We start from the raw sequence: 26,923 nt of genomic DNA, 5'->3' as shown, positions 1-26,923 counted from the left end.
ACAATCCCCAAGGAGGTGCGATGATGAAATGGAGTGTTTTGTTGTTGTTGATGGTGAGCGGGATGGCCTCCGCCACCTGCCCGGATTATTTCAACGTGGAGATGCGGGAGCTCAACAGCACCCAGCGTCACAATCTCTGCCAGTTGACCGAAGGCAAGGTAGTGCTGGTGGTCAATACCGCTTCCTACTGCGGCTATAGCGGCCAGTTTCGCGATCTGGAGAAGCTCTACCAGAACTACAAGGACAAGGGGCTGATTATTCTGGGGTTCCCCTCCAACGATTTCAGGCAGGAGGATGCCAGCGAGGGCAAGACCGCCGAGGTGTGCCGCCGCGACTATGGTGTCACCTTCCCCATGTTCAACCGGGTCGCGGTGCGGGGCTCCGATGCGGTGCCCCTGTATCGGGGGCTGACCGAGGCGGCCGACGGGGATGCGCCGAACTGGAATTTTCACAAGTATCTGCTGGGGCGCGACGGCAAGCTCATTGGCAGTTATGGCGCCAACCAGAATCCGGCCAGGGATCCCCTCAGACGTCAGCTGGTGCAGGCGCTGGGGAACTGAACCTACCCCTTGGCGGGCGGCTCTGGAATAATGGGCCCCTGCCTCCTCCAACTGGTTATCCCGTGCTGCAACGTCTTCCGCAAATGGTGATCTTCGATGCGCTGGTGCGCGAGCAGGGCATCTCTGCCGCCGCCCGGCGCCTTGGCGTCTCCAAATCCCATATCAGCAAGCAGCTGGCGCTGCTGGAAACCGCTCTCGGTGCCCAGCTGGTGCAGCGCACCACCCGTCGTTTCGCCCTGACCGAGCTGGGTCAGGAGTATGCCCGCCATTGCCACGCCCTGGTGGCGGTCGGGCAGGAAGCGGAGTCGATGATCGCCGAGCGGCGCGGCAAGGTGAGCGGTGTGCTCCACCTCGGCGTCGGCCAGTCGTTTGGCCGGCTGCATGTCATCCCCCATCTGAAGGCGTTTCAGGATCGCTACCCTGAGCTGGAGCTGGAGGTTTCCCTGTTTGACCACAGAACCAATCTGGTGGATGAGGGGCTGGATCTCTGGATCACCACCTATGAGGACAAGCCGGAGGGACTGGTGGGCCAGCGTCTGACCGATATCGGCTTCGTGCTGGCAGCCTCGCCGGATTACCTGTTGAGTCACGGCACGCCGCTGCACCCCAGAGATCTGGCCCAGCACAACTGCATTACCTACCAGAGTCGCGAACGGCGCTACCACCAGTGGTCGTTCCGCCAGGGCAAGGAGCGCCAGACGGTGCAGGTGGCGGGCAACTATCGGGTCGATATGGCGGAGGCGGTGCGGGATGCGGCGCTGGCCGGGCTCGGCATCGCCTATATCGCCAACTACTTGCTGGACAAGGAGTTGCAGTCCGGCCAGCTGATCCCCCTGTTGCCCGAATGGCGACCGAACCAGCAGATGGCGGTTCACGCGGTTTATGCCAGACGCGAGCACCTGGATCCCAAGATCCGCCTCTTCATCGATTTCCTCAAGGAGTGCTTCGGCCAGCAACCCTATTGGGAGCAGCGACTCGCCCCCTGGCTCGGGGGTAAATTGTCCGGCACTGAGGAATAATCGTTTCCATATAAAAACACTGGCTTTCTCGTGATACTAAAATCGAGCCAAATCAGCCAGTTGCCGCAACCGGTATCGTGAAAACGTTTTTTCTAACAGAGCTGTAACCAAGCGGACTTGCAGTGGCGGGGTTGTGGGCGCAGAATCCGCGGCCATCTTTTTGACCACCTGATGGAGTCCCTATGATTGCCCTGCTCGGCATACTGAGTATTCTGGCCCTGGCCGTGCTCTGCTCTGATAATCGCCGCCGTATCCCATTGCGAACAGTGGGCCTCGCCCTCGTCCTGCAAGTCATGTTTGCCGCCCTGGTGCTCTGGTTGCCTGCCGGCCAGCATGTGCTGAACGGGGTCAGCGAGAGTGTCAGCAGTGTGATCAACTATGGTCAGGAAGGGATCGCCTTCGTGTTTGGCGATCTGGCCAGATTCAAGCTGGGCTTTATCTTCGCGTTCAACGTGCTGCCGATCATCATCTTCTTCTCCGCGGTGATCGCCATCCTCTACCATATCGGCGTGATGCCGCGTGTCATCGGCCTGCTGGGCGGCGTGCTGCAAAAGCTGCTGGGTACCGGCCGCGCCGAGAGCCTCTCCGCCACCGCCAACATCTTCGTCGGCATGGTGGAAGCGCCGCTGGTGGTCAAACCCTATCTCTCCAAGATGTCCGACTCCCAGTTCTTCGCCGTGATGAGCTGCGGCCTCGCCTCCGTGGCTGGCGGTACCCTGGTGGGCTACGCCAGCATCGGGGTTGAGCTGAAATACCTGATCGCGGCCGCCTTCATGTCCGCGCCGGCCGGTCTGGCCATGGCCAAGATCCTGGTGCCGCCGGCGGCCGATGAGCAGGATCACCATCAGGATGTCGAACTGCCCCGCGCCACCAACGTCATCGAGGCGGCGGCCGACGGTGCCATGGGCGGCCTCAATATCGCGGTCGCAGTTGGTGCCACCCTGCTGGCCTTCGTCGGTGTCATCGCCATGCTCAACGGTCTGCTGGGCTGGGCCGGTGATCTGGTGGGGCTGGATCTGAGCTTCCAGATCATCTTGGGCTGGTTGTTTGCCCCCGTCTCCTGGCTGATCGGTGTGCCCTGGGATCAGGCCCAGGCAGCTGGTGCCCTGATCGGCACCAAGATCGTGGTCAACGAGTTCGTCGCCTTCATCGCCCTGGTCCAGGATCAGAGCCTGAGCGAGTCGAGCAAGGCCATCGTCACCTTCGCCCTGTGCGGTTTCGCCAACATCTCCTCCATGGCGATCCTGATCGGCGGTCTGGGCTCCATGGTGCCGGAGCGCAAGGCCTTCATCGCCCGTTACGGCATGCGAGCCATCATGTCCGGCGTGCTGGCCAACCTGATGAGTGCCTCCCTGGCCGGACTGTTCCTCTCCCTGTAAGAGCAGGTTTCAATACGGGTATCAGCAGGGGCGCCACCAGGCGCCCCTGTTTTCATCCGGCGAAAAAAAGCCCCGGCCATGGCCGGGGCTTTTTGTGCGCTCGTATCAGTCGACGTAGAAGGTCTGCTGAAAGCTGAGGATCTGTTGCTGCCCTGCGCCCATGATCTTCAGGGTGAACTGGTAGGTATCTTCGTTGCGGTAGGGGAGGGTGGCCAGATAGTAGATGGCGTTACCCTCCTTCACTTCCTGAAAGCTCAGGGTGCGGATGGTGCCGGTGAGGTTTTTCGCCTCGCCCGTGATGCCCACCGCCTGGGCTTTCCCCTGTTTGTCCAGTACCGAAATGTTGATGATGCCGTTGTAGCGGCTGCGCTCCAGCCCGTAGGTTTTGGCGACCTCGGGAGTGAGGAAGCTGGAGTTGAAGGCGCTGTAGTGCACCTGCCAGGGGCCCAGCTCCTTCATCTGTTCTGCCTTGAGCGGCAGTGTCATCAGCAGTGCCAGCAGGCAGCTTATCCAGGCTGTTTTCATGGTGTCGTCCCTCTCGTGTTCACTGTTGGCTCAAGTTCAAGTATCCAGCAAGGCGCTCACTTCCGGTGGCAATTGTTTGGGGGAATCGATGGCCACCGTCTTGTGGCGACCCAGTTCCCCCCGCACTATGTTAACCTGCCCCTTGGCCACCCTGAACTGCTTGGCCAGAAACTTGATCAAATGGCTGTTGGCCTGGCCATCCACCGGCGGTGCCGTGATGGCCACTTTCAACTCTTCTCCGTGCAACCCGACGATCTGATCCCGACTCGCCTTGGGCTGGATCACCAGATGCAGTACCAGTTCATCCCCTTGTTGCTGGACGGCTGGCATCAAATCATCCACCACAGCTGACCGAACAGGTCACCCAGCAGGTAGTTGATGGCCTGCAGCCCGATGAAGGCGACCAGCACGGAGAGATCCAGTCCACCCAGGGCCGGCAGCACGCGGCGAATGGGGGCCAGGAAGGGTTCGGTCAGCTGGTGCATCACGTATTCGATAGGGTTGCGACCCTGGCTGACCCAGCTCAGGATGGCGCGTATCAGCAGGATCCAGAAGATCATCGAACCCGCTTTTTTCAGCACGGTCAGGGCGGCAAACAGGCTGATGCTGAGCCAGTCGGCCAGCAGCACGTTCATGCTCTTGAGCAGGGCCAGCTTGAGGAAGGCCACCGCCAGTGCCAGCAGCACGGAGGCCATATCGATGCCGCCAAAGCCCGGAATGATGCGACGCAGCGGCACCACCAGCGGGTTGGTCAGCTTGACCACCATCTGGCTCATGGGGTTGTAGAAGTCGGCGCGGGCCCACTGCAGCCAGACCCGCAGCAGCACAACCATCAGGTAGAGATCGAAAACGGTATTAATCAGAAAGTAAGCGGTGTTCATCTGGGCTCCTGTTAGAAAAGGGTTTCCATTTCGGCTGCGCGAGCAACGGCCGCCTGCATGGCTTGAGCAGTCAGCGGCATCAGCCCCTGCTGCTGGAATGTCTTGATGGCTTCGGCCGTGGTGCCGCCCTTGCTGGTCACCTGTTCACGCAAGGTTGCGAGCGCGAGTGTTGGATTTTGTTCCACCATGGCGGCCGCGCCAAGGGCGGTCTGCTGCACCAGCAGACGGGCCTGCTCAGGGCGAAAGCCCATGGCTTCGGCCTCTTCGGCTATGGCTTGCATGAACAGGAAGAAGTAGGCGGGAGCGCTGCCAGCGGCGGCGATGACGCCATTGATACCGGACTCCTGCTCGACCCAGAGGGTCTTGCCGACGGCCTGCATCATCTGTTCGGCAAAGTCGCGATCCTCCTGGTCAACCGTATCGGGGGCGTAGAGGCCCGTCATGCCGAGCCCCAGCAGGGCAGGGGTGTTGGGCATGGTGCGGATGATGCGTGCATGGCCACCGGCCATCTCGCCAAGGCGCGCCACCTTGATGCCGGCGGCGATGGAGATGAGCAGCTTGCCGGACAAAGATCCCAGCTCACCGACCAGCGTCCCCAGCATATCGGCCATCAGCTGCGGTTTGACCGCCAGCACTATGACCTCGGCATGGCGGGCGGCGTCGGCGTTGTCCTGGGTGACATGGATGCCGTAGTCGCTGGCCAGGGCCTCCAGCTTGGGTAGGCTGGGGTTGGCGGCGGTGATCTTCTCTGCCGGATAACCCGCCTTGACCAGACCGGCAATGATACTGCGGCTCATGTTGCCTGCGCCGATGAAGGAGATGGTTTTATGCTGCATCAAACGCTCCTGTTGATGGGATAGTTGCAAGAGGGGTCGTTGCAGCCCCTTCATGCTTATGAGTAGTCACGTGCGCCGAAGATGGCGGTGCCGACCCGCACCATGGTGCTGCCGTGGGCGATCGCCAGCTCGAGATCTTCCGTCATCCCCATCGAGAGGGTGTCGACGCTCGGGTATTGTCGCGCAAGCTCGGTGAACAGAGCCTGCATGCGAGTCATCTGGGCGGCCAGCACGGCCTCGTCACTGGTGTGCTCCGGGATGGCCATCAGGCCTCTGAGCACCAGTCGTTCGCATTGGGCAACCCGTTCGGCCAGCTGGAAAATCTCTTGTTCAGACGTTCCGGATTTGCTGCTCTCTCCGCTAATATTGATTTGCAGACAAACATTTAGCGGTGCCATCGTGGCCGGGCGCTGATTGTTAAGACGCTCGATCAGCTTGTCCCTGTCGACACTTTGTACCCAGTCGAACCGTTCGGCCACCAGCCTGGATTTGTTTGATTGCAAAGGGCCGATAAAGTGCCACTCTATGTCGGCATAGCCCTCTTGCTGGCGCAGGGTATCGATCTTGGTCGCCGCTTCCTGGGCGTAGGACTCACCAAAACGGCGTTGACCCGCGGCATGAGCCGCCATGATCGCCTCAATGGGTTTGGTCTTGCTGACGGCAAGCAGGGGAATGCTTTCTGCATTGCGGCCTGCCCGCCCGGCGGCCTGGGCAATGCGCTCCTTTACCTGAAGCAGGTGCTGGGCAATCTGGTTCATATTTCGTAAGTGATCTTGTGATGGGAGAATGACAAATCTATGGATATCACAGAGTTATTGGCTTTCAGTGTAAAGCATAAAGCCTCGGATCTACACCTGTCGGCCGGGGTTCCCCCGATGATCAGGGTTGACGGGGAGGTTCGCAAGATCAATTTGCCCGCCCTGGAGCACAGGGAAGTTCACGCCCTCATCTATGACATCATGAACGACCACCAGCGCAAGGAGCTGGAGGAGAATTTCGAGGTCGACTTCTCGTTCGAGGTGCCCAATCTGGCGCGTTTCCGGGTCAACGCCTTCCAGCAGGCGCGCGGATCCGGCGCCGTGTTTCGTACCATCCCCAGTACGGTACTGAGCCTGGAAGATCTCGATGCCCCCGAGATATTTCGCAAGATTGCCGAATTCCCACGGGGTCTGGTGCTGGTGACGGGCCCTACCGGCTCGGGCAAATCCACCACCCTGGCGGCCATGGTCAACTACATCAACGAGAACTTCCATCACCACATCCTCACCATCGAGGATCCCATCGAATTCGTGCACGAGAACAAGCGCTGTCTGGTCAACCAGCGGGAAGTGCACCGCGATACCAAGAGTTTCAGCGCCGCCCTGCGTTCGGCCTTGCGTGAAGACCCGGACATCATTCTGGTGGGCGAGATGCGGGACCTCGAGACCATCCGACTCGCCATGACCGCAGCCGAGACCGGTCACCTGGTGTTCGGCACCCTGCACACCTCGTCGGCGGCCAAGACCATAGACCGTATCATCGACGTCTTCCCCGGCGCGGAGAAGGACATGGTGCGCTCCATGCTGTCCGAATCCCTGCGGGCTGTCATCTCCCAGACCTTGCTCAAGCGGATCGGCGGCGGCCGGGTGGCGGCTCACGAGATCATGATGGGCATTCCGGCGGTGCGAAACCTCATTCGGGAAGACAAGATCGCCCAGCTCTACTCGGTGATCCAGACCGGGATGACCCACGGCATGCAGACCATGGATCAGAGCCTCAAACAGCTGGTCAGCCGGGGTGTGGTGGCGTCCCTCGATGCCAAGGCCAAGGCCGTCGATCCCAACAGCGTATAACAACAACGAATCCAGGGAAGGAGACATCATGAATCTGGATCAGATGCTGGCCGAACTGGTCAGCCGCAAGGGCTCGGATCTGTTTGTAACCGTGGGCTCGCCCCCCACCCTCAAGGTCAATGGTCACCTGGTGGCACTGGGCAACGAGCCTCTCGACAAGAAGGAGGCGCTGACCCTGGTCAGGGAGACCCTCAGCTCGGACCATTTTGAACGCTACATCCGCACCAAGGAGGCCAACTACGCCATCCATCGCGAGGAGCTGGGCCGTTTTCGGGTCAGCGCCTTCTGGCAGCAGGAATTGCCTGGCATGGTGCTGCGCCGCATCGAGACTCGCATTCCCACCTTCGATGATCTGAGCCTGCCTCCCATATTGCAGGACGTGGCGATGGCCAAGCGGGGACTGGTGCTGTTTGTCGGGGCCACGGGGGCGGGCAAGTCCACCACCCAGGCGGCCATGATCGGCTATCGCAACCAGCATGCGGATGGTCACATACTGACGGTGGAAGATCCGGTGGAGTTCGTGCACCAACACGGTCGCAGCCTGGTGACCCAGCGCGAGGTGGGGATAGACACCGAATCGTTCGACGTGGCGCTGAAGAGCTCTCTGCGCCAGGCGCCGGATGTGATCCTGATCGGTGAAATCCGCAGCCAGGAGACCATGGAGTTTGCCCTGCAGTTTGCCGAGACCGGCCACCTCTGTCTGGCAACCCTGCACGCCAACAATGCCAACCAGGCGCTGGATCGTATCCTGCATCTGGTTCCCCAGGAGAAGCATCGCCAGTTCCTGTTCGATCTATCGTTCAACCTGCGTGGCATCGTTGCCCAGCAACTGGTGCCCAGTATCGACGGGCGGCGACGTTTTGCCGCCTTCGAGATCCTGCTCAACACCCCGCTCATCACCGACATCATCCGCAAGGGAGAGATGCACCGGCTCAAGGAAGTGATGACCAAATCCTCAGAGCTTGGCATGCAGACCTTCGATCAGGCGCTGTTTGCCCTGTTCTGTGCCGGCCAGATTGGCTACAGTGAGGCCCTCGCTCATGCCGACTCGGCCAATGACCTGCGACTGCTGATCAAGCTTTCGGGTCATGAACAGCTGGGATCCGGCATGCTGGACAATGTGACGCTAGACGAATAACGGGACCGCCCGGGCGGGCGGTTCCTCGCCATAGAGGATCCTTATGCTGATTGTGGTATCTCCGGCCAAGACGCTGGATTACGAGTCACCCCTGGTGACGTCCCGTTTCACCCAACCCGAACTGCTGGATCACTCCGCCGAGCTGATCGCCCGGGCCCGCCAGCTGAGCCCGGATCAGATCGCCAGCCTGATGAAGATCAGCGACAAGCTGGCTGGTCTGAATGCCGCCCGTTTCGCCGAGTGGCAGCCGGCATTTACCCCGGACAATGCCCGTCAGGCCCTGCTGGCCTTCAAGGGGGATGTCTACACCGGGCTTGCGGTGGAAGATTTCAGCGATGAGGATTTCGAGTTTGCCCAGCAACATCTGCGCATGCTGTCCGGCCTTTACGGTGTGCTTCGCCCGCTCGATCTGATGATGGCCTACCGGCTGGAGATGGGCATTCGCCTCGATAACCCGCGCGGCAAGGATCTCTATCAGTTCTGGGGCGACATCATCACCGAGCACCTGAACAAGGCGCTGGCAGTCCAAGGGGATGAGGTGCTGGTGAACCTGGCTTCTGACGAGTATTTCAAATCCGTGCGTCCCAAGGCCATGAAGGGGCGGATTGTTACTCCGATATTCAAGGACGAGAAAAACGGTCAGTTCAAGATCATCAGTTTCTACGCCAAAAAGGCGCGGGGCATGATGGCTCGCCATATCATCAAAAACAAACTGACCAGTGTGGAACAGCTGACCGGTTTCAACGCCGATGGCTACTACTTCGTGCCGGAAGAGTCAGATGCCGCCACCCTGATGTTTAAACGTGCAGAAAATTAATTACAAAAAGAGGGAACCAATCTTCCTAGTGATGGGTCTGATTATATGAATCCTCTGTTGTAAGCACTTTTTTATTCGCCGACGTTTGATACGTCGGCTTTTTTATTGTCTATCAATTGCTTTCGGTGAACCCATGTGGTTCAGATAGACTCAAGAAAGGGTGTTGTCGTCACAAGCTGGAGGTGGATGATGGAACAGAAAAATGCCATTCGGCAGGTGGCCGTCCCTTGGGCGCCCTCCCGCCAGCTACCGCCCGGCCTGGTTGTCGCCGAGCTGCATCAGGATCTCTGGAGCGACTCCCTGACCATCATGCTGGGACGGGCTCGCAGCATAGATCTGCCGCCCCAGTTGCTGTGCCGGGTTCACTTTCGCCATATCTACGCCCTGCGGGTGATGGAGGATTGCGATCTGGCTGAGGGGAAGGATAGTCATGCCATTGAGGAGCAGATCCAGATCATCACACCGTCCCGTTTTGCCAGCTGGTTTCATCAGGAATCCGATGGCCTGCATCTGGACGAGGACTTGCAGCACTACCGCATCTCGACCTGGGACTACTGCGCCGATGTGCTGACCTCCTCGGCGCCAGAGCTCTCTTTTCTTGCCCAGAGCGAATGATGGAAGTGTGATACCGGAGGCGAAGGAGATCCTTCGCCTCATTTTTTGTGTCGACTGACCACAGTAGTGGGGGGCTTGGCACAAAAAAAGCGCCTCAAAGGAGGCGCGGGGGAAAAAGACAGATTGGAAGCGTCACATGGGTGCTACTTGAATCGGCGATGAGCCATGCCAATCAAGTATGGGTTCATATTGCCAGGGGCTATCTGAAGTAGTGCTGAGATGATTCTTCATCCTCTGTTCATATTCTCGGCAACTATTTCCGGCCGCCGTGCCAGTTGCCAGCCAATGCTTTCGGGTATCCTGCCAGCCTGTTCCCATCTTCAGCCCGAGTCTCCATCAGCGCGGTTTTGTCAGGGGAGCAACTCGAATGTTCCCGCCGTCTGTTCCAAAGCCAGTAACCAGCGTTTGATCCGGATGCCGCCGGCATAGCCGGTCAGATCGCCGCTGCGTCCGATCACCCGGTGGCAGGGGACTATGATGCTGAGGGGATTACGGCCATTGGCGGCGCCGACCGCTCGTACCGCCTTGGGATTGCCGATGGCGGTGGCGATATCGAGGTAACTGACGGTGTCGCCATAGGGTATGTCGCACAGTGCCCGCCACACTGCTTGCTGAAACGGTGTCCCCCTGGCTGCGAGTGGCAGATCGAACTGCTGCAGGCGACCTGCAAAGTAGGCGGCAAACTGCTCTTTGTAGGGGGCGAGTGCGACATCGTCCCGTTGCCACTCCGGCTGTGGCATGACGGGGCGTTCGCCCTGGATGAACTCCACATGGCGCAGGCCATCACCGTCGATGGCGATGAGCAGGGGGCCGCGGGCGCTTTCGCAAAAACTGTATCTCATCTTCTTTCGCTCTCGCTGTGAAGGGGGCATCACTCCAGTACAGGTTTGCCACGGGCAGACTTGATCTCCCCCTTGCGTTTCTTGGCATCGACCCGCTTGCGCTGGGAGCTGCGGGTCGGCTTGGTGGCATGGCGAGTCTTGGGGCGCCAGGCTGCTTTTTTCAGCAGTTCCACCAGGCGGTGCATCGCCTCCTTGCGGTTCATGTCCTGGCTGCGATGAGTCTCGACCCGGATCAGGATGAAGCCATCGTGGATCCGGCTGTCGCTCAGCTTGTCGAGCCCCTCTATGTAGAGCGGCGGCAGGCTCGGTGAGTGGCGGTAATCGAAGCGCAGCCAGACGGCGGAGTCGGTCTTGTTGACGTGTTGCCCGCCGGCTCCCTGGGCCCGCATGGTCTGGAATTGCAGCTCATGCCAGGGGAGGGTGACGCTATTGGAAATCACTAACATGCTGTGGTGCTCTTGTTTGGTGCAGACGTGCAGGTCGCTGCACCTTGGTGCCTCATTATGGGGCGCGCAGATCGGTTACGGGGGCGGCTCAGGTCAAGGGGACTGCAATTAGACGCTATCTACATGAGATAACACAGTAAAAATTTTTGGCACAAGAATTGATTGCTGGTTCATGACACACCATGGATTGGGAGCAACCAGATGAAGCTGATTACTGCGATTATCAAACCATTCAAGTTGGACGATGTCCGTGAGGCGATTGCCAACCTGGGGGTGGAAGGGTTGACCGTGTCCGAGGTCAAGGGATTTGGCCGCCAGAAGGGACACACAGAATTATATCGGGGGGCCGAATATCAGGTCGACTTCCTGCCCAAGGTCAAGCTGGAGATCGCGACCGCCGACGACAACGTGGAAGGGGTGATCGAAGCCATTTGCAAGGCGGCTTATACCGGCAAGATCGGTGACGGCAAAATTTTTGTCTACGACCTGCTGCAGGCGGTGCGCATCCGGACCGGCGAAGGGGATGAAGAGGCGCTGTGATACATCCGCTGGATAGTGAAGGCTGGTCCTGAGCATCAGGGGATGGCGCATGGCCTCGTCATGAGGCCGCGCCGACCGCCTGTCTCGCTATCAACAATAAGGCCGGATGGCATGCCATCCGGCCTTATTGTCATGCCCGCTCTTCGGTGAGGGGTCTCACGCTCAGCACGGGAGCGGCATCTATCTCGTCGGCATTCATCATCGACGAGATGCGCTGCAGGGAGGAGAGCAGCAGAGTCTGCTCCCAGGGCTCCAGTGCCTGAAAACGCTGGATGAAGCACTCCTGCAGCGGTCTGGGGGCCTGGTTCAGCAGGGCCCGACCGGCGTCGGTCAGGGTGGCATGTACCTTGCGCTTGTCAGTTTCGCTGCGAATGCGCTGCACCAGCTGGCGGCTCTCCAGTCGATCCATGATGGTGGTGGCCGTCGCCTGGCTCATGTTGGTGTGATTGGCCAGCTGGCGCATGGAGATCTGGCCAAGCTCGTCAATCCCTTTGAGCAACAGCAGTTGTGGTGACGTGAGACCCGCCTCCTTGATCAAGCGCTTGGAGTGCATGTCGATGGCACGAATGATCTGGCGCAGTGCTATCAGCACTTCATCATGTTTTTCCATGGGGAACCGGGTCGTCAGGAGGATTTAAGGGGGCAAATTCTGCTCTTGCCAGAGGAAAACGTCAATATGGTTACGACTCTAATGGTTTATGTTCAAAGTATTTTTGTGTTAGTTTAGCCCCCTCTTTGCAGAATTAGCGCTGACATTTGAGGAGTGAAGATGACCAATGAACTGGATATCAAGACCCTGGTAAGCGGGTTGAAAGTGGTGCGTGTACGCTATGAACTGCCGGATACATCGGCTTTTGTACGCTACCAGCCCGCCTACGACGAAGACCCCAACAATCTGAAGGTCCATCACTATGATGGTGAGCTTCCCCTCTCTTGTAGTGAGACAGGTACTTTCAACCTAAAGGAGTTGGTCAACGAGTTGCGCTATGCCTATGTGCTGGTTCATCTCTTCCCCGACGAGAGTGCCATGAACTTCTACCTGACTGGCCTGGATACCGGTCTGGCGCAGCTGGAGTTCATCGGCGGCTCCTATGACTTCAACCGTCTCTGGATCACCAGCGGTATCTCCAACCTCGGCGTACCCATGGCCATCTTCCTTGGCAAGCGTCATGCAGTGAATGGCCAGCCGTCGGTTTCCCTGGTGGATCATCGTGAACAGGCGGCCGGCAAGCTGGTCTATCGCGCCATCGGCGGTGCCGGCGAGCACGTTGGCGAAGACTTTTTCAACCACGACTAAGGAGGCTGGATGCGAGCAAGCAAAGGGCTGTTGAAAGGCCTCAATCCCACCATGGCCATGACGGCACTCACCGTCATCACCCTGTTTCTGTTGTTCGGGGTCTTTGTTCCCGATACGGCCGCAGCCTGGTTTACCGGCGCCAAGGATCAGATCATTGCCGGGTTCAAGTGGTACTACATTCTGGTGGTCGCCCTGTTCCTGTTCTTCGCTGTCTATCTGATGTTCAGCCGTTTTGGCAACATCCGGCTGGGTGACGACGACCAGGTACCGGAGTTCGGCTACTTTGCCTGGTTTTCCATGCTGTTCAGTGCAGGCATGGGGATTGGACTGGTGTTCTGGAGCATCGCCGAGCCCATGTATCACCTGCAGGACAATCCCTTCATCACCGAGGGAATGACTCCCGAGGCGGCTCAGGTCGCCATGCGCCTCACCTTCTTCCACTGGGGCCTGCACCCCTGGGCCATCTATGTGATCGTCGGTCTGTCGCTGGCCTTCTTCAGCTACCGCCGCAAGTTGCCGTTGGCGATCCGTTCCGTGCTCTATCCCATTCTCGGTGATCGCATCTACGGTTTCTGGGGCCATGCCGCCGACGTGCTGGCGGTATTCGGCACAGTGTTCGGGGTGGCGACTTCCCTTGGTCTTGGCGTCTCCCAGATGAATACCGGCCTCAACCAGATGTTCGGGATGGAAATCTCTCAGGCCAATCAGCTGTGGCTGATCGGCGGCATCAGCCTGGTGGCCACCCTGTCGGCCGTCTCCGGTGTGGGGCGCGGGGTCAAGTTGCTCTCCGAGCTCAACATCTGGCTGAGTGTTTTCATTCTCGGCCTCTTCCTGGTGCTGGGCCCGACCACCTATATTCTCAACGCCTATGTGCAGAATATCGGTGACTACCTGCAGAACATCATTCAGCTGAGCTTCTGGACCAACACCGAAGCCAATGGCACCTCGGCCTGGCAGTCGAGCTGGACCGCCTTCTACTGGGGGTGGTGGATCGCCTGGGCACCGTTTGTCGGCATGTTCATCGCCCGCATCTCCAAGGGCCGAACCATTCGCGAGTTCGTACTCGGCGTCCTGCTGGTGCCCTCCCTGCTCGGCATGCTGTGGCTCACCGTATTTGGTGGCACCGCCATGAATCTGGAGCTGTTTGGCGATGGTGGCGTGGTGGCGGCCGTCAATCAGGACGTGACCCTGGCGCTCTACAAGACGGTAGATCTATTGCACTGGGAGACCTTCGGCTGGATTGCCAAGGGGGTGCTGACCCTGCTGATCTGCACCTACTTCATCACCTCCAGTGACTCGGGCACCCTGGTCATCACGACTCTGCTCTCCATCGGGGATCAGGATCCTCCCGTGATGCACCGTGCCATCTGGGGGCTGGGCGAGGGCTTGGTAGCCGCCATCCTGCTGGTATCGGGCGGGCTGGCTGCCCTGCAGGCGGCCAGCATCATAGCCGCGCTGCCGTTCTCTGTGATCATGCTGGCCATGTGCTATTCGCTGATGCTGGGACTCAAGCAGGAGAGTCAGCGCCAGTTCGAGTATCGCCAAAACCTCAAGCGCCACGATGGCTCAACCCATATGAGCCTGCTGGACCGGATTGGCCCTGCCTGACGGGCGGACATGACAAAGGGGGCTCAGGCCCCCTTTGCATCGACAGCGGCCGTACCGACGATGTTTTCCCTGTGGGAAATTACCGTCGGTACGGCCGCTTTTTATTGGGTGGTTGTGGCTGGAAGCCTTACTCCTCGATAAAGGTCCACTCATCCTTGACCCGGCTGATGGCGTCGGTACGCCGCTTGGCCAGCTGGGCTCTGATCTCCTCTCCCTTGAAGCCTGCCGCAACAATCTCTTTCACCGGCACGGCTTGCGCGGCGGCCAGCGCCTCGGCCACATAATCCGGCTCGGCATAGACCCGCTCCTCGAAGCCGGTGCGACCGTGAAAATCGGCGCGGCAGGCATCAAGCAACTGGGCGAAACGTTCCGGTCTGCGCCAGGCGTCGGCCTTGTCGAACACCTTGAGCAGGGTGGCGGGTTTTAGTTCAAACGCGATATGGATGTGGGTGTGCAGATCGCTCACCAGCAGCGCCAGATCCCGGCACTCGTTGGGGACCCGAAAGCGCTGGCAGAAGTCGCGGATGAGGGGCAGCCCCTTCTGGCCATGGCCGTGATGGCTCGGCCAGAACTCCTTGGGCGTCAGCCCCTTGCCAAAGTCGTGGCAGAGGGCGGCGAAGCGTACCGTCAGTTCGGGGGAGAGGCGACAGGCCTGTGCCAGCACCATCATGGTGTGGATGCCGGTGTCGATCTCCGGGTGCCACTTGGCGGGGGCGGGTACCCCGAACAGGGCATTAAGCTCGGGGAACAGCGCCTTGAGGGCGCCGCACTCGCGCAATACCTCGAAAAACACCTGCGGTGTCGGGCCCAGCAACACCTTCTCCAGCTCCTTCCAGACCCGCTCCGGGGTGAGGTGGGCCAGCTCGCCTGCGGCCGTCATCTCGCTCATCAGGGCCAGGGTTTCGGGGGCAATCACGAATCCCTGGGCGTGGAAGCGGGCGGCAAATCGGGCCACTCGCAGGATGCGCAGGGGATCTTCGGCAAAGGCGGGGGAGACGTGGCGCAGCAGCCGGTTTTCCAGATCCCGGATACCGCCGTAGGGATCGTGGAGCTGGCCCTCTTCATCCTCGGCGATGGCATTGATAGTGAGATCCCGGCGCAGCAGATCCTGCTCCAGGGTCACATCGGGGGCCGCATGGCAGACGAAGCCGGTGTAGCCCTGGCCCTGCTTGCGCTCGGTCCGGGCCAGAGCGTACTCCTGCTGGGTCTTGGGGTGGAGAAACACGGGGAAGTCGCGACCAACCTGGGTAAACCCCAGCGCCAGCATCTGTTCCACGGTGGCGCCCACCACTAGATGATCCCTGTCGCCCTGCGCCAGTCCCAGCAGCCGATCCCGTACTGCGCCCCCAACCAGATAAGTCTGCAAACCCTGTACCTCTTCAGCAATGATGGGGCCGAGTATATCGTCTTTGCGGCGGCTTTGCTGCCGGGGGCGAGGGAGGGAAAAAATCCCTCTGCGGTGCTTTGACTTCATCTGGGGGAGGCCTTACCCTGCCGCACACATGAGCGCTCGCCATACCCTCCGTCGCCTGTTGCAGGGCATGTCGGTATATGGTGAACCGAAGGAGCCGGAGAGTTCCTTTTCATATCAGATACATGAGAACAATGTGAACCAATCAACCTTCGCTAGCCGGGTGCTGGACTGGTACCAGCTCCACGGCCGCAAGACCTTGCCCTGGCAGCAGGAGAAGACCCCCTATCGGGTCTGGGTCTCCGAAATCATGCTGCAGCAGACCCAGGTCGCCACTGTTATCCCCTATTACCAGCGTTTCATGGCGCGCTTTCCCGATGTGGTCGCGCTGGCAGATGCCCCCGTAGACGAAGTGCTGCACCACTGGACCGGTCTTGGCTATTACGCCCGGGCCCGCAATCTGCACAAGGCGGCCCGGCAGATCCGCGATCAGCATCAGGGAGTCTTCCCGGAGCAGTTTGACGAGGTAGTGGCCCTACCGGGCATTGGTCGCTCCACCGCTGGCGCCGTGCTCTCCCTCTCCCTCGGACAACTCCACGCCATTCTCGATGGCAACGTGAAGCGGGTGCTCACCCGCTGGCTTGCCCTGCCGGGCTGGCCTGGCCAGAAACAGGTGGAAAACGAGCTGTGGGAGATAGCGACCCGCCTCACCCCCAGGTTGGGGGTGGCCCAATACAACCAGGCCATGATGGACATGGGGGCCACCATCTGTACCCGCAGCAAGCCCGCTTGCGAGCGCTGTCCGGTACGGGATGATTGCCAGGGGCTGTCGCAGGGCAAGCCCACCGACTACCCCAACAGCAAGCCCAAGAAGAGCATTCCGGCGCGCACCGGCATCATGCTGCTGATCCGCCACGGTGACGAACTGCTGCTGGAAAAGCGTCCGCCACAGGGGATCTGGGGCGGGCTCTATTGCTTCCCTCAGGTAGCATCGCTGGCCGAGGTCAACGGGGTGTTGCAGGGGCTGGGCCTCAATGGCAGCAGTTATCGGGAACTGGCGGGTTTTCGTCACACGTTCAGCCACTTCCATCTCGATATACAGCCGCTGCTGATAGAGACGGACAAGGCGCCGGCCCTGCGTCTCATGGAAGCGGATAACCGACTCTGGTATAACTTACGCCATCCTGCACAGGTGGGGCTGGCAGCCGCCACGGCCCGCCTGCTCGCCTATCCGGACTTACAACCACAGAGGTCAACATGAGCCGTACCGTATTTTGCCAACGTCTGAAGAAAGAGGCGCCGGGTCTCGATTTCCAACTCTACCCGGGCGAGCTCGGCAAGCGGATTTTCGACAACATCAGCAAGGAAGCCTGGGCCGAATGGCAGAAGAAGCAGGTGATGCTGATCAACGAGAAGAAGCTCAACATGATGAATCTCGAGCATCGCCAGTTGCTGGAGACAGAGATGGTCAGCTACCTGTTTGACGCGGGTGAAGTCCAGATCGACGGTTATACCCCTCCCAGCCAGTGAGCTGAGAGAGCGTAAAACGGTTATCCCCTCCTGGTACAAGCCAATAAGTGACGGGCGGCCCGGCCGCCCGGTTTGAGGATCCTATGGGCCGAATTCTTTGGCTGCTGTGTGCTTTGCTGTTTCTCTCTGCCTGCTCATCTTCTCCCAAGCCCAGCGGGAGCGACGATGATGATCTGGTCAACGGCAAGGACATTCGCGGTTTTGAACACATGATCAGCGCGCTTTCCCATAACGTGAACGAGATATGGGGGCGGGAGGCGCTGTTTGCGGGCAAGTTTGACTACGTCAAATACACGGATCAGTACAAGAGCCGGGCCCACATCGACTTTTCCACCGGTCACATCATGGTGGAGACGGTCTCCGGGATTGAGCCCCGTGCCCACCTGCGCCGCGCCATCATCGAAACCCTGCTGACGCCGGACGATCCGGCGGAAGTTGATCTCTACTCGGATCGGGAGATCATGCCTGGTGGCGAGCCTTTTCTCTATGGGCAGGTGCTGGACAACCAGGGGCAACCGATCCGCTCCACTTGGCGGGCAGAGCGCTATGCCGACTATCTGCTCAACACGGCGATGAAGAAACGCACCCTGGGGATCCGCAACATCTTCTTCATCGATATCCCCATGGTGGCCAACCATGAGGATAAACGAGGCTACAAGTACGCCAGCATCATCCGGGAGGCATCCCGCAAGTACGGTGTTGCCGAGAGCCTGATCTACGCGGTGATCAAGACGGAGAGCAGCTTCAACCCCTATGCGGTGAGCCATGCCAATGCTTATGGCCTGATGCAGGTGATCCCGGCCACCGCCGGACGCGATGTCTATGTGCGGGTCAAGGGCAAGAGTGGTCAGCCGACCCGGGAAGACCTGTTCAACCCCGCCTACAACATAGACGTGGGGACGGCCTATCTGCACCTGCTGCAGACCGTCTATCTGGCGGATATTCAGGATCCCCAGTCCCGTCGCTATGCGGTGATCTCCGCCTACAACGGTGGCGCCGGCGGTGTGCTCAACACCTTCTCCAGCGATCGCAAGGCGGCGCCGGGCCGGATCAACCAGCTTTCCCCCGAGGCTGTCTATCAGGTACTGACCGAGCAGCATCCCAAGGCGGAGGCGCGCCGTTACCTCTACAAGGTCAATCAGGCCGAGAAGGGGTTCAAACGCTCCTTTGCCAGGCAGGCGGGATAACCGGCAATAACGACAAAGGGCGCTTGATATCAAGCGCCCTTGTTGGTTCTGACTGGCATGGTGTTGCCATTATTTACCGATGAAGCCACCTTTGGCCTGGGGAGCCGCGCCCACTTTCTCCAGTGATTCCACTTCTACCTCGGTCTTGTTCCAGCTGTGGTCCACTTCACCGCGGATGCGGATCAGATCGTCCGGACCCACTTCGACGCCACGCCATACGTCCTGATCCACTTCGACTTCTACCTCGCCGCTGGCATCGCGGAACAGGTAGTTTTCGTCGCCCAGGTGTTTGACCAGCTTGCCTTCGAGGGTGGCCCAGCTGTCATCAGCCAAGTCTTTCAGTTGCGCGACGGAAACCTTGTTCTGCTCCTGGGGGCCGGTGTAGGCCGCCATGGCGAAAGAAGAGACAGACATCAGGGCCACCAGTCCGATTACGCTTGCTTTGTTCATTTTTATGCTCCTGTCGTTGGTATGGGGCCATTTTGGCGAGGCAGGTGTGAAACAAGCGTGAAAGAACGGCACTTTTTGCCGACGAATGAGAGCGCAATCGATTTAATCGCACAGCTCGGTGTGTTCAATTTCATTTGAATCTGTAATCTGTCGTCTGGTTAGTAAGGGGCTGGTTCGACGCATTCCCGACGTCGTTGCGGCTTGAGGACGAGTTGCGGGCTCTGCCTGCTCAATCAATGAGAATAACAATATGAAAAAATGGCTTGTTTGTTTATTGGGGTTACTGGCGCTGACCGCTCAGGCGGTGGAGCGCCCGAGCTTTTCCCGGATCGTGATGTTTGGTGACAGCCTCTCGGACACCGGCAAGATGTACAAGAAGATGAAGGGGTATCTCCCCTCCAGCCCTCCCTATTATGAGGGGCGTTTCAGCAATGGCCCGGTCTGGTTGGAACGGTTGCGAGACGAACACTTCCCCGGGCTTCAGCTGGCTAACGAGGCTGAAGGTGGGGCGACGGCGGTGGCCTACAACAAGCTGGGCTGGCTCAACTTCTGGGCCTGGGATCCCAAGTATCAGGTGATCAACAACCTCGACTACGAGATCGATCAGTTCCTGGCGAAGGACAGCTTGCGTCCCGACGATCTGGTGGTGATCTGGGTGGGGGCCAACGACTATCTGGCCTATGGCTGGAATCAGGAGAAGGATGCCGATCGGGTGATCGAGACCATCCGCTTGGCATCCAACCGACTGGTGCTCAACGGGGCGCAGCAGATCCTGCTGTTCAACATCCCGGATCTGGGCAGAACTCCATCCGCCAACAGCATGAAGGTAGTGGATCAGGTACGCCACGTAGCCAGCTATCACAACCAGCGGCTGCTCAATCTCTCGCGCGAGCTGGCCCCCCTTGGCATCGTCAAGATGTTCGAAGTGGACAAGCAGTTTGACGAGATGGTCGGTGATCCCCAGAAATTCGGGCTGAGCGACATCGAGCACGCCTGCTATGGCGGCGGGTATCTATGGAAGCCCTTCTCCGATGCGAGCGAGGCGCCAGCCTTGAGCGTCCCAGAGCGTCTGGCGGTGGCCGGCAACCCGATCCTGGCCCAGGCTGTTGTGAGCCCGCAAGCGGCCCGCAGTGCGGCAGCCCGGAACTGCGATGAACACATGTTCTGGGATCAGGTGCACCCGACCGCGACAGTGCACAAGGCGATGGGGGAGCGGGTCGCCGCCTTCATCGAACAGCATTACGAGTTTATTCGTCGCTGATCCGCGATCTGTAAACACCGGTGCGGGGCCAACATCATGTTGGCCCCGCATTTTTATGGCTCCCTTTCCTGTGCCGTTTACATGTCACAACTTTGTCTAAAAATCAGACGCTTGTGCTGTGTTTGTGAACGTTTCTGGGTTATGGTGTTTTTTGTTAATTGGTATCAAGCACTTGAAAATGGACTAACGTTAATATGCTGCGATCGCAGTCGATGTGGTCGTGCCCATAAGATGGGGTGGTATCAAGCAACCCCTCCTACATAAAGTTGCAGAGGCTAAAACATGAAAAAGTCATTGATTACCTTGTTGGTTACCGGCTTGCTCGCGGCCAATGCCCAGGCAGCAGGCCAAGACAACACCTGGTATGGCGGTGCCAAGCTGGGTTGGTCCAACTTCTACGGCATTGATGAAAGCAACAATTTTACCCTTGGCGATGAAACCAACGATGCACTGGGTGCCGGTGCTTTTGCCGGTTATCAGGTGAACCAGAATCTGGGTATCGAGCTGGGTTATGACTACCTGGGCAAATACAAGTATGACGCTACCACTGCCGCCGGTACTGCCTTCGGCGATAGCGTGAAGTCCCAGTTGGCTCAGCTGACCCTGAAGCTGGGTTTCCCGGTCACCGAGAGCCTGGATCTCTACGGTCGTATCGGTGGTGGTTATGGTTGGGCTGACAGTGAACGTTTCGACAGTGACAGCCGCTTCGTCGTCGTCGGTGCCTTGGGTGCCGAGTACGCTTTCAACCGTGACTGGGCCGCACGCCTCGAATATCAATACTCAACACCTTATGGCAGCCGTGAAGACACGGGTGTGCGCATGGACAACGGTCTGCTCTCGCTGGGTGCCGTTTACCGCTTCGGTCAGGTCGCTCCCGTGGTTGCTGCACCCGCTCCCGAGCCGGCGCCCGAGCCCGTGATGGTCGAGAAGCAGTTCACCCTGAGCTCCGATGTGCTGTTTGACTTCAACAAGGCCACTCTGAAGCCGGAAGCGGGTCAGGCGCTGGACTCCCTCTATAGCCAGATTGAGGAGGCCCGACCCAAGGATGGGGTGGCGACCGTGATCGGTTACACCGACCGTATCGGTTCCGATACCTATAACCAGAAGCTCTCCGAGCAGCGTGCCCAGAGCGTAGCCAACTACCTGGTCGGCAAGGGTATTCCCGCCTCCAAGGTCAATGTGGAAGGTCGTGGCGAGTCCTCACCGGTCACTGGGGACAGCTGCGTCAGCAAGTCCAAGCGCGATCTGATCGTCTGTCTGGCACCGGACCGTCGTGTGGAAGTGAAGGTGGAAGGGGTGGCCGAGGTTCAGGAGTAATTTCCTGATCCTGACCCGAACTAGCGGGGCTGTGCGAGCAGCCTCATATTGAATAGCCAAAAGCCAGTCAATTCAATTGACTGGCTTTTTTGTTGATAGTGACGAGCAGATGGCAAGACATCAGGACGGGAGCGGCATTACCCGGTTGCGGCCCAGATCCTTGGCCTTGTAGAGCATCTTGTCGGTGCGTTCGACCAGGCTGTCGACACCCTCCTGACCATTGTGCTCCGCCACCCCGAATGAGGCGGTGATGTGGTCGATGCGACGGCCAGATTTGCGGTCCAGTACCGACATACGCTCGATGGCGCGCCGGATGCTTTCCGCCATCTGCCTGCTGAGTGCCAGATTGCGATGGGGCACCAGCAGGGCAAACTCCTCGCCGCCGAGGCGATAGGCCGTCACCCCCTCCTTGCAGGCATCGCGTAGCCGCTTGCTGAAAGCCCGCAGCACCTGATCCCCCAGCAAGTGGCCATACTCGTCATTGAAGTTCTTGAACCTGTCGATATCGGCCAGGATCAGCGAGAAGGGGTGCTTGCTGCGAATCAATCCTTCCAGTTCGAAATCGAAGGCGCGCCGGTTGAGCAGATTGGTGAGGGCGTCTTCGTTGGCCAGTTTTCGAGTCTCGTTGAGCGCCTCGCGCAGCTCCTTGATCTCTTTCTCGGCATTGCTGAGCTGGTTGCGAAAGTGCATGGTGGACATGCGCACATCGCGGGATTCGCGCACCAGATCCCGCAGGATCCCCATGGTGTCTTCCAGACTCAGCCCCTCGTCGTCGATCTTGCTCAGCTTGTCGAAGCTCTTGTCGAGCATCTCCTGAAACAGGCCGGTATCAGAAATGGCATCCTGCATCGAGTGGCCCAGCTCGTTGGCCATGGCGGCGAGGCTGAGTTTCATCGCCTCCATCTGCTGTTCATCCTGGGCAGCGAGGTGCTGGTGATAGAGGCGCTCGCAGGTGGTCAGCGAGCAGGTGCCCTGCAGCTTGATGGCCTGATCGATGGCCTGGTTGAGCTCGGGCATGCTGGCCGACACATAGTTGTACCAGAGATGATAATTGTCAGGTGTGGTGGGGATTTGGTACTTGATCATCAGGGGAACCGCCTGTTTGAGATAGGCGGCTGACTGGGCAAAGGTGTCCTTACTCATGAGTTCTGTGTCTCACATACCGGCAAACTGAGGAGAGTATGACAGAGAGAGTGGCCAAAAGGCAGCCGATGGATGCCATTCGCCCCCCCCTCCGATATAATGGCACCGTTACCACCAATCCTAAGGCCTGCTTATGTCTCAAAAAGATCCTTTCCTCGAACGCGAGGCCGAAAAATACGAGAATCCCATCGCCAGCCGAGAGCTGATTCTTGACCTCATCAAGGGCCATGAAAAGCCCATGTCCCGTGAAGGGTTGGCCAAGGTCCTCAAGCTGACCGATGAAGAGCCGTTGGAAGCCTTGCGTCGTCGCCTGCGCGCCATGGAGCGCGACGGGCAACTGGTATTCACCCGCAACCAATGTTACGCCCTGCCGGATCGTCTGAATCTGGTCAAAGGCTATGTGCTCGGCCACAAAGATGGCTTCGGTTTTCTGCGTCCGGAAGGTGGTGGTCCGGATCTGTTTCTGAATAACCGCGAGATGCAGCGCCTGATGCATGGCGATTACGCCCTGGTGCAGCCGACCGAGATCGACCGCAAAGGCCGTCAGGAGGCGCGTCTGGTGCGCCTGCTCAAGGCCCGCGAGGCGGACATCGTCGGCCGTTACTTTGTCGAAAACGGTGTCGGTTTCGTGGTACCCGACGACAGCCGCATCGGCCAAGACATCATCATCCCGGAAGGGGAGAACAAGGGCGCGCGCCAGAGCCAGGTCGTGGTCGTGCGCATCAACCAGCGCGCCACCGCCCGTTTCAACGCAGTCGGTACCGTATTGGAGGTGCTGGGTGAGAACATGGCGCCCGGCATGGAGATCGAGATCGCCCTGCGTACTCACGGCATTCCCCACACCTGGCCAGAGGAGGTGACCAAAGAGGTCGCCGGTCTGGGTGAAGAGGTGCCGGAGAAGGCCAAAGAGGGACGCATCGACCTGCGCGCCCTGCCGCTGGTCACCATCGACGGGGAAGATGCCCGCGACTTCGATGACGCCGTCTTCTGTGAAGCCAAGCGCGGTGGCGGCTGGCGCCTGTGGGTCGCCATCGCCGACGTCTCCGCCTACGTGAAGCCGGGCACGGCCCTCGATACCGAGGCCTACCAGCGCGGCAACTCGGTCTACTTCCCCGAGTTCGTGGTGCCCATGCTGCCGGAGGTGCTCTCCAACGGCCTCTGCTCGCTCAACCCGCAGGTTGACCGCCTCTGCATGGTGTGCGAGATGACCATCTCCGCCGCCGGCCGCATGTCCGGCTACAAGTTCTACGAAGCGGTGATGAACTCCCACGCCCGCATGACCTACACCAAGGTGGCGGCGATCCTGGATGGCGATCCCAAGTTGCGCCAGCAGTACGAGCCGCTGGTGGGTCACATCGAGGAGCTCAACAACCTCTACAAGGCGCTCAAGCATGCCCGCCATCAGCGCGGTGCGGTGGAGTTCGAGAGCGAAGAGACCCGCTTCATCTTCAACGCCCAGCGCAAGATCGACCGCATCGTGCCGCTGGTGCGCAACGACGCCCACAAGATCATCGAAGAGTGCATGATCCAGGCGAACGTGGCCGCTGCCCGCTACATCGAGAAGAACGAGGCTGCTGCCCTGTTCCGGGTGCACGACCGCCCGGGCGAAGAGCGCCTGACCGGCTTCCGCGACTTCCTGGCCGAACTGGGTCTGGAGCTCAAGGGAGGCCTCGAGCCCGAGCCGAAGGACTTTGCCGAGCTGGCTGCCAAGTTCGAGGGGCGCCCGGATGCGGAGCTGCTCTCCACCATGTTGCTGCGCTCCATGCGCCAGGCCATCTATCAGGCTGACAACATCGGTCACTTCGGTCTGGCTCTGAAGTCCTACGCTCACTTCACCTCGCCGATCCGTCGTTACCCCGACCTCATCCTGCACCGGGCGATCAAGTATCAGACCGCCAAGGAGCAGCAGGGTAACCTGCGCCACAAGTGGACTCCGAGCGGTGGCTACCACTACCAGCTGGACGAAGTGGACCCGATGGGCGAGCACTGCTCCATGACCGAGCGCCGCGCCGATGATGCTACCCGCGACGTGGCCGACTGGCTCAAGTGCGAGTACATGCTGGATCACGTGGGTGACGAGTTCGACGGCGTCATCGCCAGCGTCACCGGCTTCGGCTTCTTCGTGCGTCTGGCCGAGATCCACATCGACGGTCTGGTGCACGTCAGCACCCTCACCAACGACTACTACCAGTTCGACCCGCTGCACCAGCAGCTGATCGGCGAGAACTTCCGCCGCCGCTACCGTCTGGGTGATAAGGTGCGGGTCAAGGTGATGGGCGTGAACCTGGACGATCGCAAGATCGACTTCGTGATGGTGGAAGAGCCCCTCAAGATCACCGGCAAGAACGCCAAGCAGGCGGTACGCAAGATGGCCGAGATCAAGAAGGAGAAGGCCAAGAGCGCCGAGCGCCACGACAAACGCAAAGAGAAAGAGGGCAAGGACCACGGCAAATCCGCCAAGGGCGGCCGTGCCAAACCCAGCAACAGACGACCGGGCAAAAAAGCGCGCGACAAGGCCAAGGGGTAAGCCCTTCGGCCATGGCTTGGGTCCGGCGACCCGGGCTGAGGCCGTAAGGGGCTGATGGCCCCGGGTTCTCTTCGCCAGCGCCCGATAGTCCCGGAGACGAAAAAAATCCGAACCCTGTTACCGGGGTTCGGATTTTTTATTGTCATCGAAGTGGGGAGGGGCTGCCACTACTGTTTATGTACTCTCCCGGTGTAGCGTTTCTCACCTCCGCCACGTTTTTATGCGGTGGTTTTGGCATAGGTAGCGGCCTTTAGCTCTAAGTATTTAGCGACCACCGCTACCAGCGGTATCCAATTCTTATTTGGCTGGCAATCTGAATACTTGTAGTGATCTCGGGTTTCTAACATTTTTAGGTCGGTATTGGCGAGCGCACTCAGACCACCGATGAAACCAATATACTGGCAACCCGCTTCCAGTAATGTAGGTGCGTTTGCTACGAGCGCTTGAATGGTTGGTTCACGGCCTGTTTCGGTTGCTGATGTGTTGGCTTCGCTGGTGCTCCGTTCAATGGCTGCACGTATGGTGGACAGGGCATAGTGTTTATCTGTGCTCGGTGGCTCGGTTACCACTGGCTCTATGGTGTGTAGCATATCGGTCCATGTCATTCGACGATAGTTTGAAGGCCAATCACCAATGTTATCCAAGGGAAGGACGGTCAGTGCCAAGTAATGGAATTGGCACGTCCCATAAACAGTATTCGGCAGGGCGCGTCGAATTGCGATCTCTTGTTCCTGCAACTGTTCGGTAAGTGCGCTACTAGAGGGATGTGTAAAGAATTTTGCCTCTATCACTAGTGCGGTGTCACCGTGTCGAAAAAAGAGATCTGGCACAACAGCCCTTGCCTTTTGAGCTGATTCAATATCATCTGCCCAGCCAGGTTGGTTTGGTTTAACCACATCTCGAATCGGGTTCAGTTCGGCAACAGCCTCAGTGTCGTTTAATCGTTTCGATGCACACCAAGGTAGACCCAGTTGTTTAAAAAGGGCTCCTAAGCCTGCAAAATCATCTGCCATAAGCAAGTGTGGTAACAACATTGTCGCGTATTGGCGTTCACTGCGGGCTGTATCTGAGAAGAAGTAAGGCATCTTGTGATCCTGTGACGGGATTAAGCGGGAGTTAGGGGGACAACATAGTGCCTATCCGCTTCAGGCGGTCAATCGTCGAGTTGTTGACTCCTACATGGCACTCAAAATGATGGCTATCCCTCTAGACTGCAGTGTCAGGGTGTTTTTCCATATTTTCGATCAGAGATATGGTTAATACCATCAGATGTGGGTACTTCTCCAAGAGCAAATGGATTGACACCTTCAAGGCAGCCGACGTTGTAGGCGAAAACGCTTGGCTCGGAGCGACGCTGATGGTGGGTATATATGCCGCAGACTTTGCAGAAATAGTGTTTGGCCGTACGTGTATTGAATTGATACAGAGTTAGTAATTCTTCACCTTGAAGGATGCGTAGACTGGCGACAGGAACAGAAGAGCAAATGGCGCCACGACGACGGCAGATAGAACAATTGCAACGCCTTGGGTTTTCGACCCCGTTCGGCAAGCACAGCTCAATAACAACCCCGCCACAATGGCAAATTGCTCTGTGGATCGGACTGATTTGAACGTTCCCGATAGCTTTGAAATCTGTCATTTTTCAGTAAACCTCAATGCCAAATTAAGGTGTGAACAATACTACATCACCATTAAATTTGTACTTCGTAAATTCTAAAACAACCCCACACAAAAAAATATAAAACGCGGTGAATAACTTTTG

At 58.8% G+C, this 26,923-nt stretch carries 29 protein-coding genes; 16 read left to right on the top strand and 13 right to left on the bottom strand.

Translation table 11 applies throughout. The features are described from left to right. The first annotated feature begins 23 nt into the window (after positions 1-23). The 3 genes from ACB028_RS14180 (at position 24) to ACB028_RS14170 (ending at position 2,958) form a co-directional block, all read left to right on the top strand. Positions 24-560, top strand: a complete 537-nt coding sequence (locus ACB028_RS14180) for a glutathione peroxidase (RefSeq protein WP_371144602.1) — start codon at positions 24-26, stop codon at positions 558-560. Between the two features lie 83 nt (positions 561-643). Next, positions 644-1,579 (top strand): LysR family transcriptional regulator, encoded by a 936-nt coding sequence (locus tag ACB028_RS14175; RefSeq protein ID WP_026457679.1) that lies wholly within the window; start codon positions 644-646, stop codon positions 1,577-1,579. 182 nt (positions 1,580-1,761) lie between these two features. Next, positions 1,762-2,958 (top strand): NupC/NupG family nucleoside CNT transporter, encoded by a 1,197-nt coding sequence (locus ACB028_RS14170; RefSeq protein WP_371144551.1) that lies wholly within the window; start codon positions 1,762-1,764, stop codon positions 2,956-2,958. A gap of 105 nt (positions 2,959-3,063) precedes the next feature. Here the strand turns inward: ACB028_RS14170 and ACB028_RS14165 are convergent, their stop codons facing one another. The 5 genes from ACB028_RS14165 to ACB028_RS14145 are packed head-to-tail and all read right to left on the bottom strand — an operon-like array spanning position 3,064 to position 5,958. Then, positions 3,064-3,483: a DUF4426 domain-containing protein gene (locus ACB028_RS14165; protein ID WP_371144550.1), complete on the bottom strand. Its 420-nt coding sequence runs from the start codon at positions 3,481-3,483 to the stop codon at positions 3,064-3,066. Between the two features lie 36 nt (positions 3,484-3,519). Beyond that, positions 3,520-3,813: a DUF167 family protein YggU gene (gene yggU, locus ACB028_RS14160; protein ID WP_042026655.1), complete on the bottom strand. Its 294-nt coding sequence runs from the start codon at positions 3,811-3,813 to the stop codon at positions 3,520-3,522. Next, entirely contained in the window at positions 3,813-4,364 is a 552-nt protein-coding gene (locus ACB028_RS14155) for a YggT family protein (protein ID WP_026457844.1), read from the bottom strand. Before ACB028_RS14155 ends, yggU begins: the two co-directional genes overlap by 1 nt. A gap of 11 nt (positions 4,365-4,375) precedes the next feature. Further along, positions 4,376-5,200: a pyrroline-5-carboxylate reductase gene (proC, locus tag ACB028_RS14150; RefSeq protein WP_371144549.1), complete on the bottom strand. Its 825-nt coding sequence runs from the start codon at positions 5,198-5,200 to the stop codon at positions 4,376-4,378. 56 nt (positions 5,201-5,256) lie between these two features. Further along, positions 5,257-5,958, bottom strand: coding sequence for a YggS family pyridoxal phosphate-dependent enzyme (locus ACB028_RS14145; protein WP_042026653.1), 702 nt, complete (start codon positions 5,956-5,958; stop codon positions 5,257-5,259). Positions 5,959-5,997: 39 nt separating this feature from the next. Between ACB028_RS14145 and tapT the strand changes: the two genes are divergently transcribed. The 4 genes from tapT (at position 5,998) to ACB028_RS14125 (ending at position 9,602) form a co-directional block, all read left to right on the top strand. Continuing rightward, positions 5,998-7,032, top strand: coding sequence for a type IVa pilus ATPase TapT (gene tapT / locus ACB028_RS14140; protein WP_026457847.1), 1,035 nt, complete (start codon positions 5,998-6,000; stop codon positions 7,030-7,032). 28 nt (positions 7,033-7,060) lie between these two features. Further along, positions 7,061-8,170, top strand: a complete 1,110-nt coding sequence (gene tapU / locus ACB028_RS14135; RefSeq protein WP_042026652.1) for a type IVa pilus ATPase TapU — start codon at positions 7,061-7,063, stop codon at positions 8,168-8,170. Positions 8,171-8,213: 43 nt separating this feature from the next. Further along, positions 8,214-8,987 (top strand): peroxide stress protein YaaA, encoded by a 774-nt coding sequence (gene yaaA, locus ACB028_RS14130; protein WP_371144548.1) that lies wholly within the window; start codon positions 8,214-8,216, stop codon positions 8,985-8,987. A gap of 189 nt (positions 8,988-9,176) precedes the next feature. Then, complete coding sequence (locus ACB028_RS14125) at positions 9,177-9,602, top strand: hypothetical protein (protein WP_042026650.1); 426 nt, start codon at positions 9,177-9,179, stop codon at positions 9,600-9,602. 350 nt (positions 9,603-9,952) lie between these two features. Here the strand turns inward: ACB028_RS14125 and ACB028_RS14120 are convergent, their stop codons facing one another. Beyond that, entirely contained in the window at positions 9,953-10,444 is a 492-nt protein-coding gene (locus tag ACB028_RS14120; RefSeq protein ID WP_371144547.1) for a methylated-DNA--[protein]-cysteine S-methyltransferase, read from the bottom strand. Between the two features lie 29 nt (positions 10,445-10,473). Continuing rightward, positions 10,474-10,890 carry an alternative ribosome rescue aminoacyl-tRNA hydrolase ArfB gene (gene arfB / locus ACB028_RS14115; protein WP_026456194.1) on the bottom strand — a complete coding sequence of 139 codons (417 nt, stop codon included), beginning with the start codon at positions 10,888-10,890 and terminating at the stop codon, positions 10,474-10,476. A gap of 201 nt (positions 10,891-11,091) precedes the next feature. Between arfB and glnK the strand changes: the two genes are divergently transcribed. Then, the gene (glnK, locus tag ACB028_RS14110) at positions 11,092-11,430 is read left to right on the top strand and encodes a P-II family nitrogen regulator (protein ID WP_026456195.1); all 339 of its coding nucleotides are present in this window, start codon (positions 11,092-11,094) and stop codon (positions 11,428-11,430) included. A gap of 130 nt (positions 11,431-11,560) precedes the next feature. On the opposite strand, the gene ACB028_RS14105 is transcribed toward glnK, so the two are convergent. Then, positions 11,561-12,040: a MarR family winged helix-turn-helix transcriptional regulator gene (locus ACB028_RS14105; RefSeq protein WP_224210987.1), complete on the bottom strand. Its 480-nt coding sequence runs from the start codon at positions 12,038-12,040 to the stop codon at positions 11,561-11,563. Between the two features lie 159 nt (positions 12,041-12,199). On the opposite strand from ACB028_RS14105, the gene ACB028_RS14100 reads away from it, so the two are divergent. Both ACB028_RS14100 and ACB028_RS14095 read left to right on the top strand, forming a co-directional pair. Further along, on the top strand, positions 12,200-12,727 hold the full coding sequence (locus ACB028_RS14100; RefSeq protein ID WP_042026648.1) for a hypothetical protein: 528 nt from the start codon (positions 12,200-12,202) through the stop codon (positions 12,725-12,727). Between the two features lie 9 nt (positions 12,728-12,736). Beyond that, positions 12,737-14,335, top strand: coding sequence for a BCCT family transporter (locus tag ACB028_RS14095; RefSeq protein WP_026456198.1), 1,599 nt, complete (start codon positions 12,737-12,739; stop codon positions 14,333-14,335). A 127-nt stretch (positions 14,336-14,462) separates the two neighbouring features. On the opposite strand, the gene ACB028_RS14090 is transcribed toward ACB028_RS14095, so the two are convergent. Next, positions 14,463-15,701, bottom strand: a complete 1,239-nt coding sequence (locus ACB028_RS14090; RefSeq protein WP_371144546.1) for a multifunctional CCA addition/repair protein — start codon at positions 15,699-15,701, stop codon at positions 14,463-14,465. Positions 15,702-15,942: 241 nt separating this feature from the next. On the opposite strand from ACB028_RS14090, the gene mutY reads away from it, so the two are divergent. From mutY to mltC, 3 genes are all read left to right on the top strand, one after another. Next, positions 15,943-17,007 carry an A/G-specific adenine glycosylase gene (mutY, locus tag ACB028_RS14085; RefSeq protein ID WP_371144545.1) on the top strand — a complete coding sequence of 355 codons (1,065 nt, stop codon included), beginning with the start codon at positions 15,943-15,945 and terminating at the stop codon, positions 17,005-17,007. Beyond that, a complete protein-coding gene (locus ACB028_RS14080) occupies positions 17,004-17,276 on the top strand; it encodes an oxidative damage protection protein (protein WP_354688897.1) in 273 nt (90 codons plus the stop codon). The genes mutY and ACB028_RS14080 overlap by 4 nt, the downstream gene beginning before the upstream one ends. An 83-nt stretch (positions 17,277-17,359) precedes the next feature. Next, positions 17,360-18,463: a membrane-bound lytic murein transglycosylase MltC gene (gene mltC, locus ACB028_RS14075; RefSeq protein ID WP_026456201.1), complete on the top strand. Its 1,104-nt coding sequence runs from the start codon at positions 17,360-17,362 to the stop codon at positions 18,461-18,463. A gap of 69 nt (positions 18,464-18,532) precedes the next feature. Here mltC and ACB028_RS14070 read toward each other — a convergent pair whose 3' ends face one another. Next, positions 18,533-18,913, bottom strand: a complete 381-nt coding sequence (locus tag ACB028_RS14070) for a YgiW/YdeI family stress tolerance OB fold protein (RefSeq protein ID WP_042070422.1) — start codon at positions 18,911-18,913, stop codon at positions 18,533-18,535. Between the two features lie 250 nt (positions 18,914-19,163). On the opposite strand from ACB028_RS14070, the gene ACB028_RS14065 reads away from it, so the two are divergent. Both ACB028_RS14065 and ompA read left to right on the top strand, forming a co-directional pair. Then, the gene (locus ACB028_RS14065) at positions 19,164-20,174 is read left to right on the top strand and encodes an SGNH/GDSL hydrolase family protein (RefSeq protein WP_026456202.1); all 1,011 of its coding nucleotides are present in this window, start codon (positions 19,164-19,166) and stop codon (positions 20,172-20,174) included. A gap of 282 nt (positions 20,175-20,456) precedes the next feature. Continuing rightward, complete coding sequence (ompA, locus tag ACB028_RS14060; protein ID WP_371144544.1) at positions 20,457-21,491, top strand: porin OmpA; 1,035 nt, start codon at positions 20,457-20,459, stop codon at positions 21,489-21,491. A 120-nt stretch (positions 21,492-21,611) separates the two neighbouring features. Here ompA and ACB028_RS14055 read toward each other — a convergent pair whose 3' ends face one another. Next, positions 21,612-22,634, bottom strand: coding sequence for a GGDEF domain-containing protein (locus tag ACB028_RS14055; protein WP_042026641.1), 1,023 nt, complete (start codon positions 22,632-22,634; stop codon positions 21,612-21,614). A gap of 133 nt (positions 22,635-22,767) precedes the next feature. Here ACB028_RS14055 and rnr point away from each other — a divergent pair, with 133 nt between their 5' ends. Next, on the top strand, positions 22,768-25,161 hold the full coding sequence (gene rnr / locus ACB028_RS14050) for a ribonuclease R (RefSeq protein WP_371144543.1): 2,394 nt from the start codon (positions 22,768-22,770) through the stop codon (positions 25,159-25,161). Positions 25,162-25,379: 218 nt separating this feature from the next. Here the strand turns inward: rnr and ACB028_RS14045 are convergent, their stop codons facing one another. Then, on the bottom strand, positions 25,380-26,246 hold the full coding sequence (locus ACB028_RS14045; protein ID WP_371144542.1) for a hypothetical protein: 867 nt from the start codon (positions 26,244-26,246) through the stop codon (positions 25,380-25,382). 134 nt (positions 26,247-26,380) lie between these two features. Then, entirely contained in the window at positions 26,381-26,800 is a 420-nt protein-coding gene (locus ACB028_RS14040; protein WP_371144541.1) for a GFA family protein, read from the bottom strand. Positions 26,801-26,923: the final 123 nt, after the last annotated feature.

The organism is Aeromonas sp. S9(2024) (genome assembly GCF_041403185.1).
Lineage (GTDB): Bacteria > Pseudomonadota > Gammaproteobacteria > Enterobacterales > Aeromonadaceae > Aeromonas > Aeromonas enteropelogenes.
Note: the sequence above shows the minus strand (reverse complement) of the source record. Positions and strands in the feature narration are given on the sequence as shown.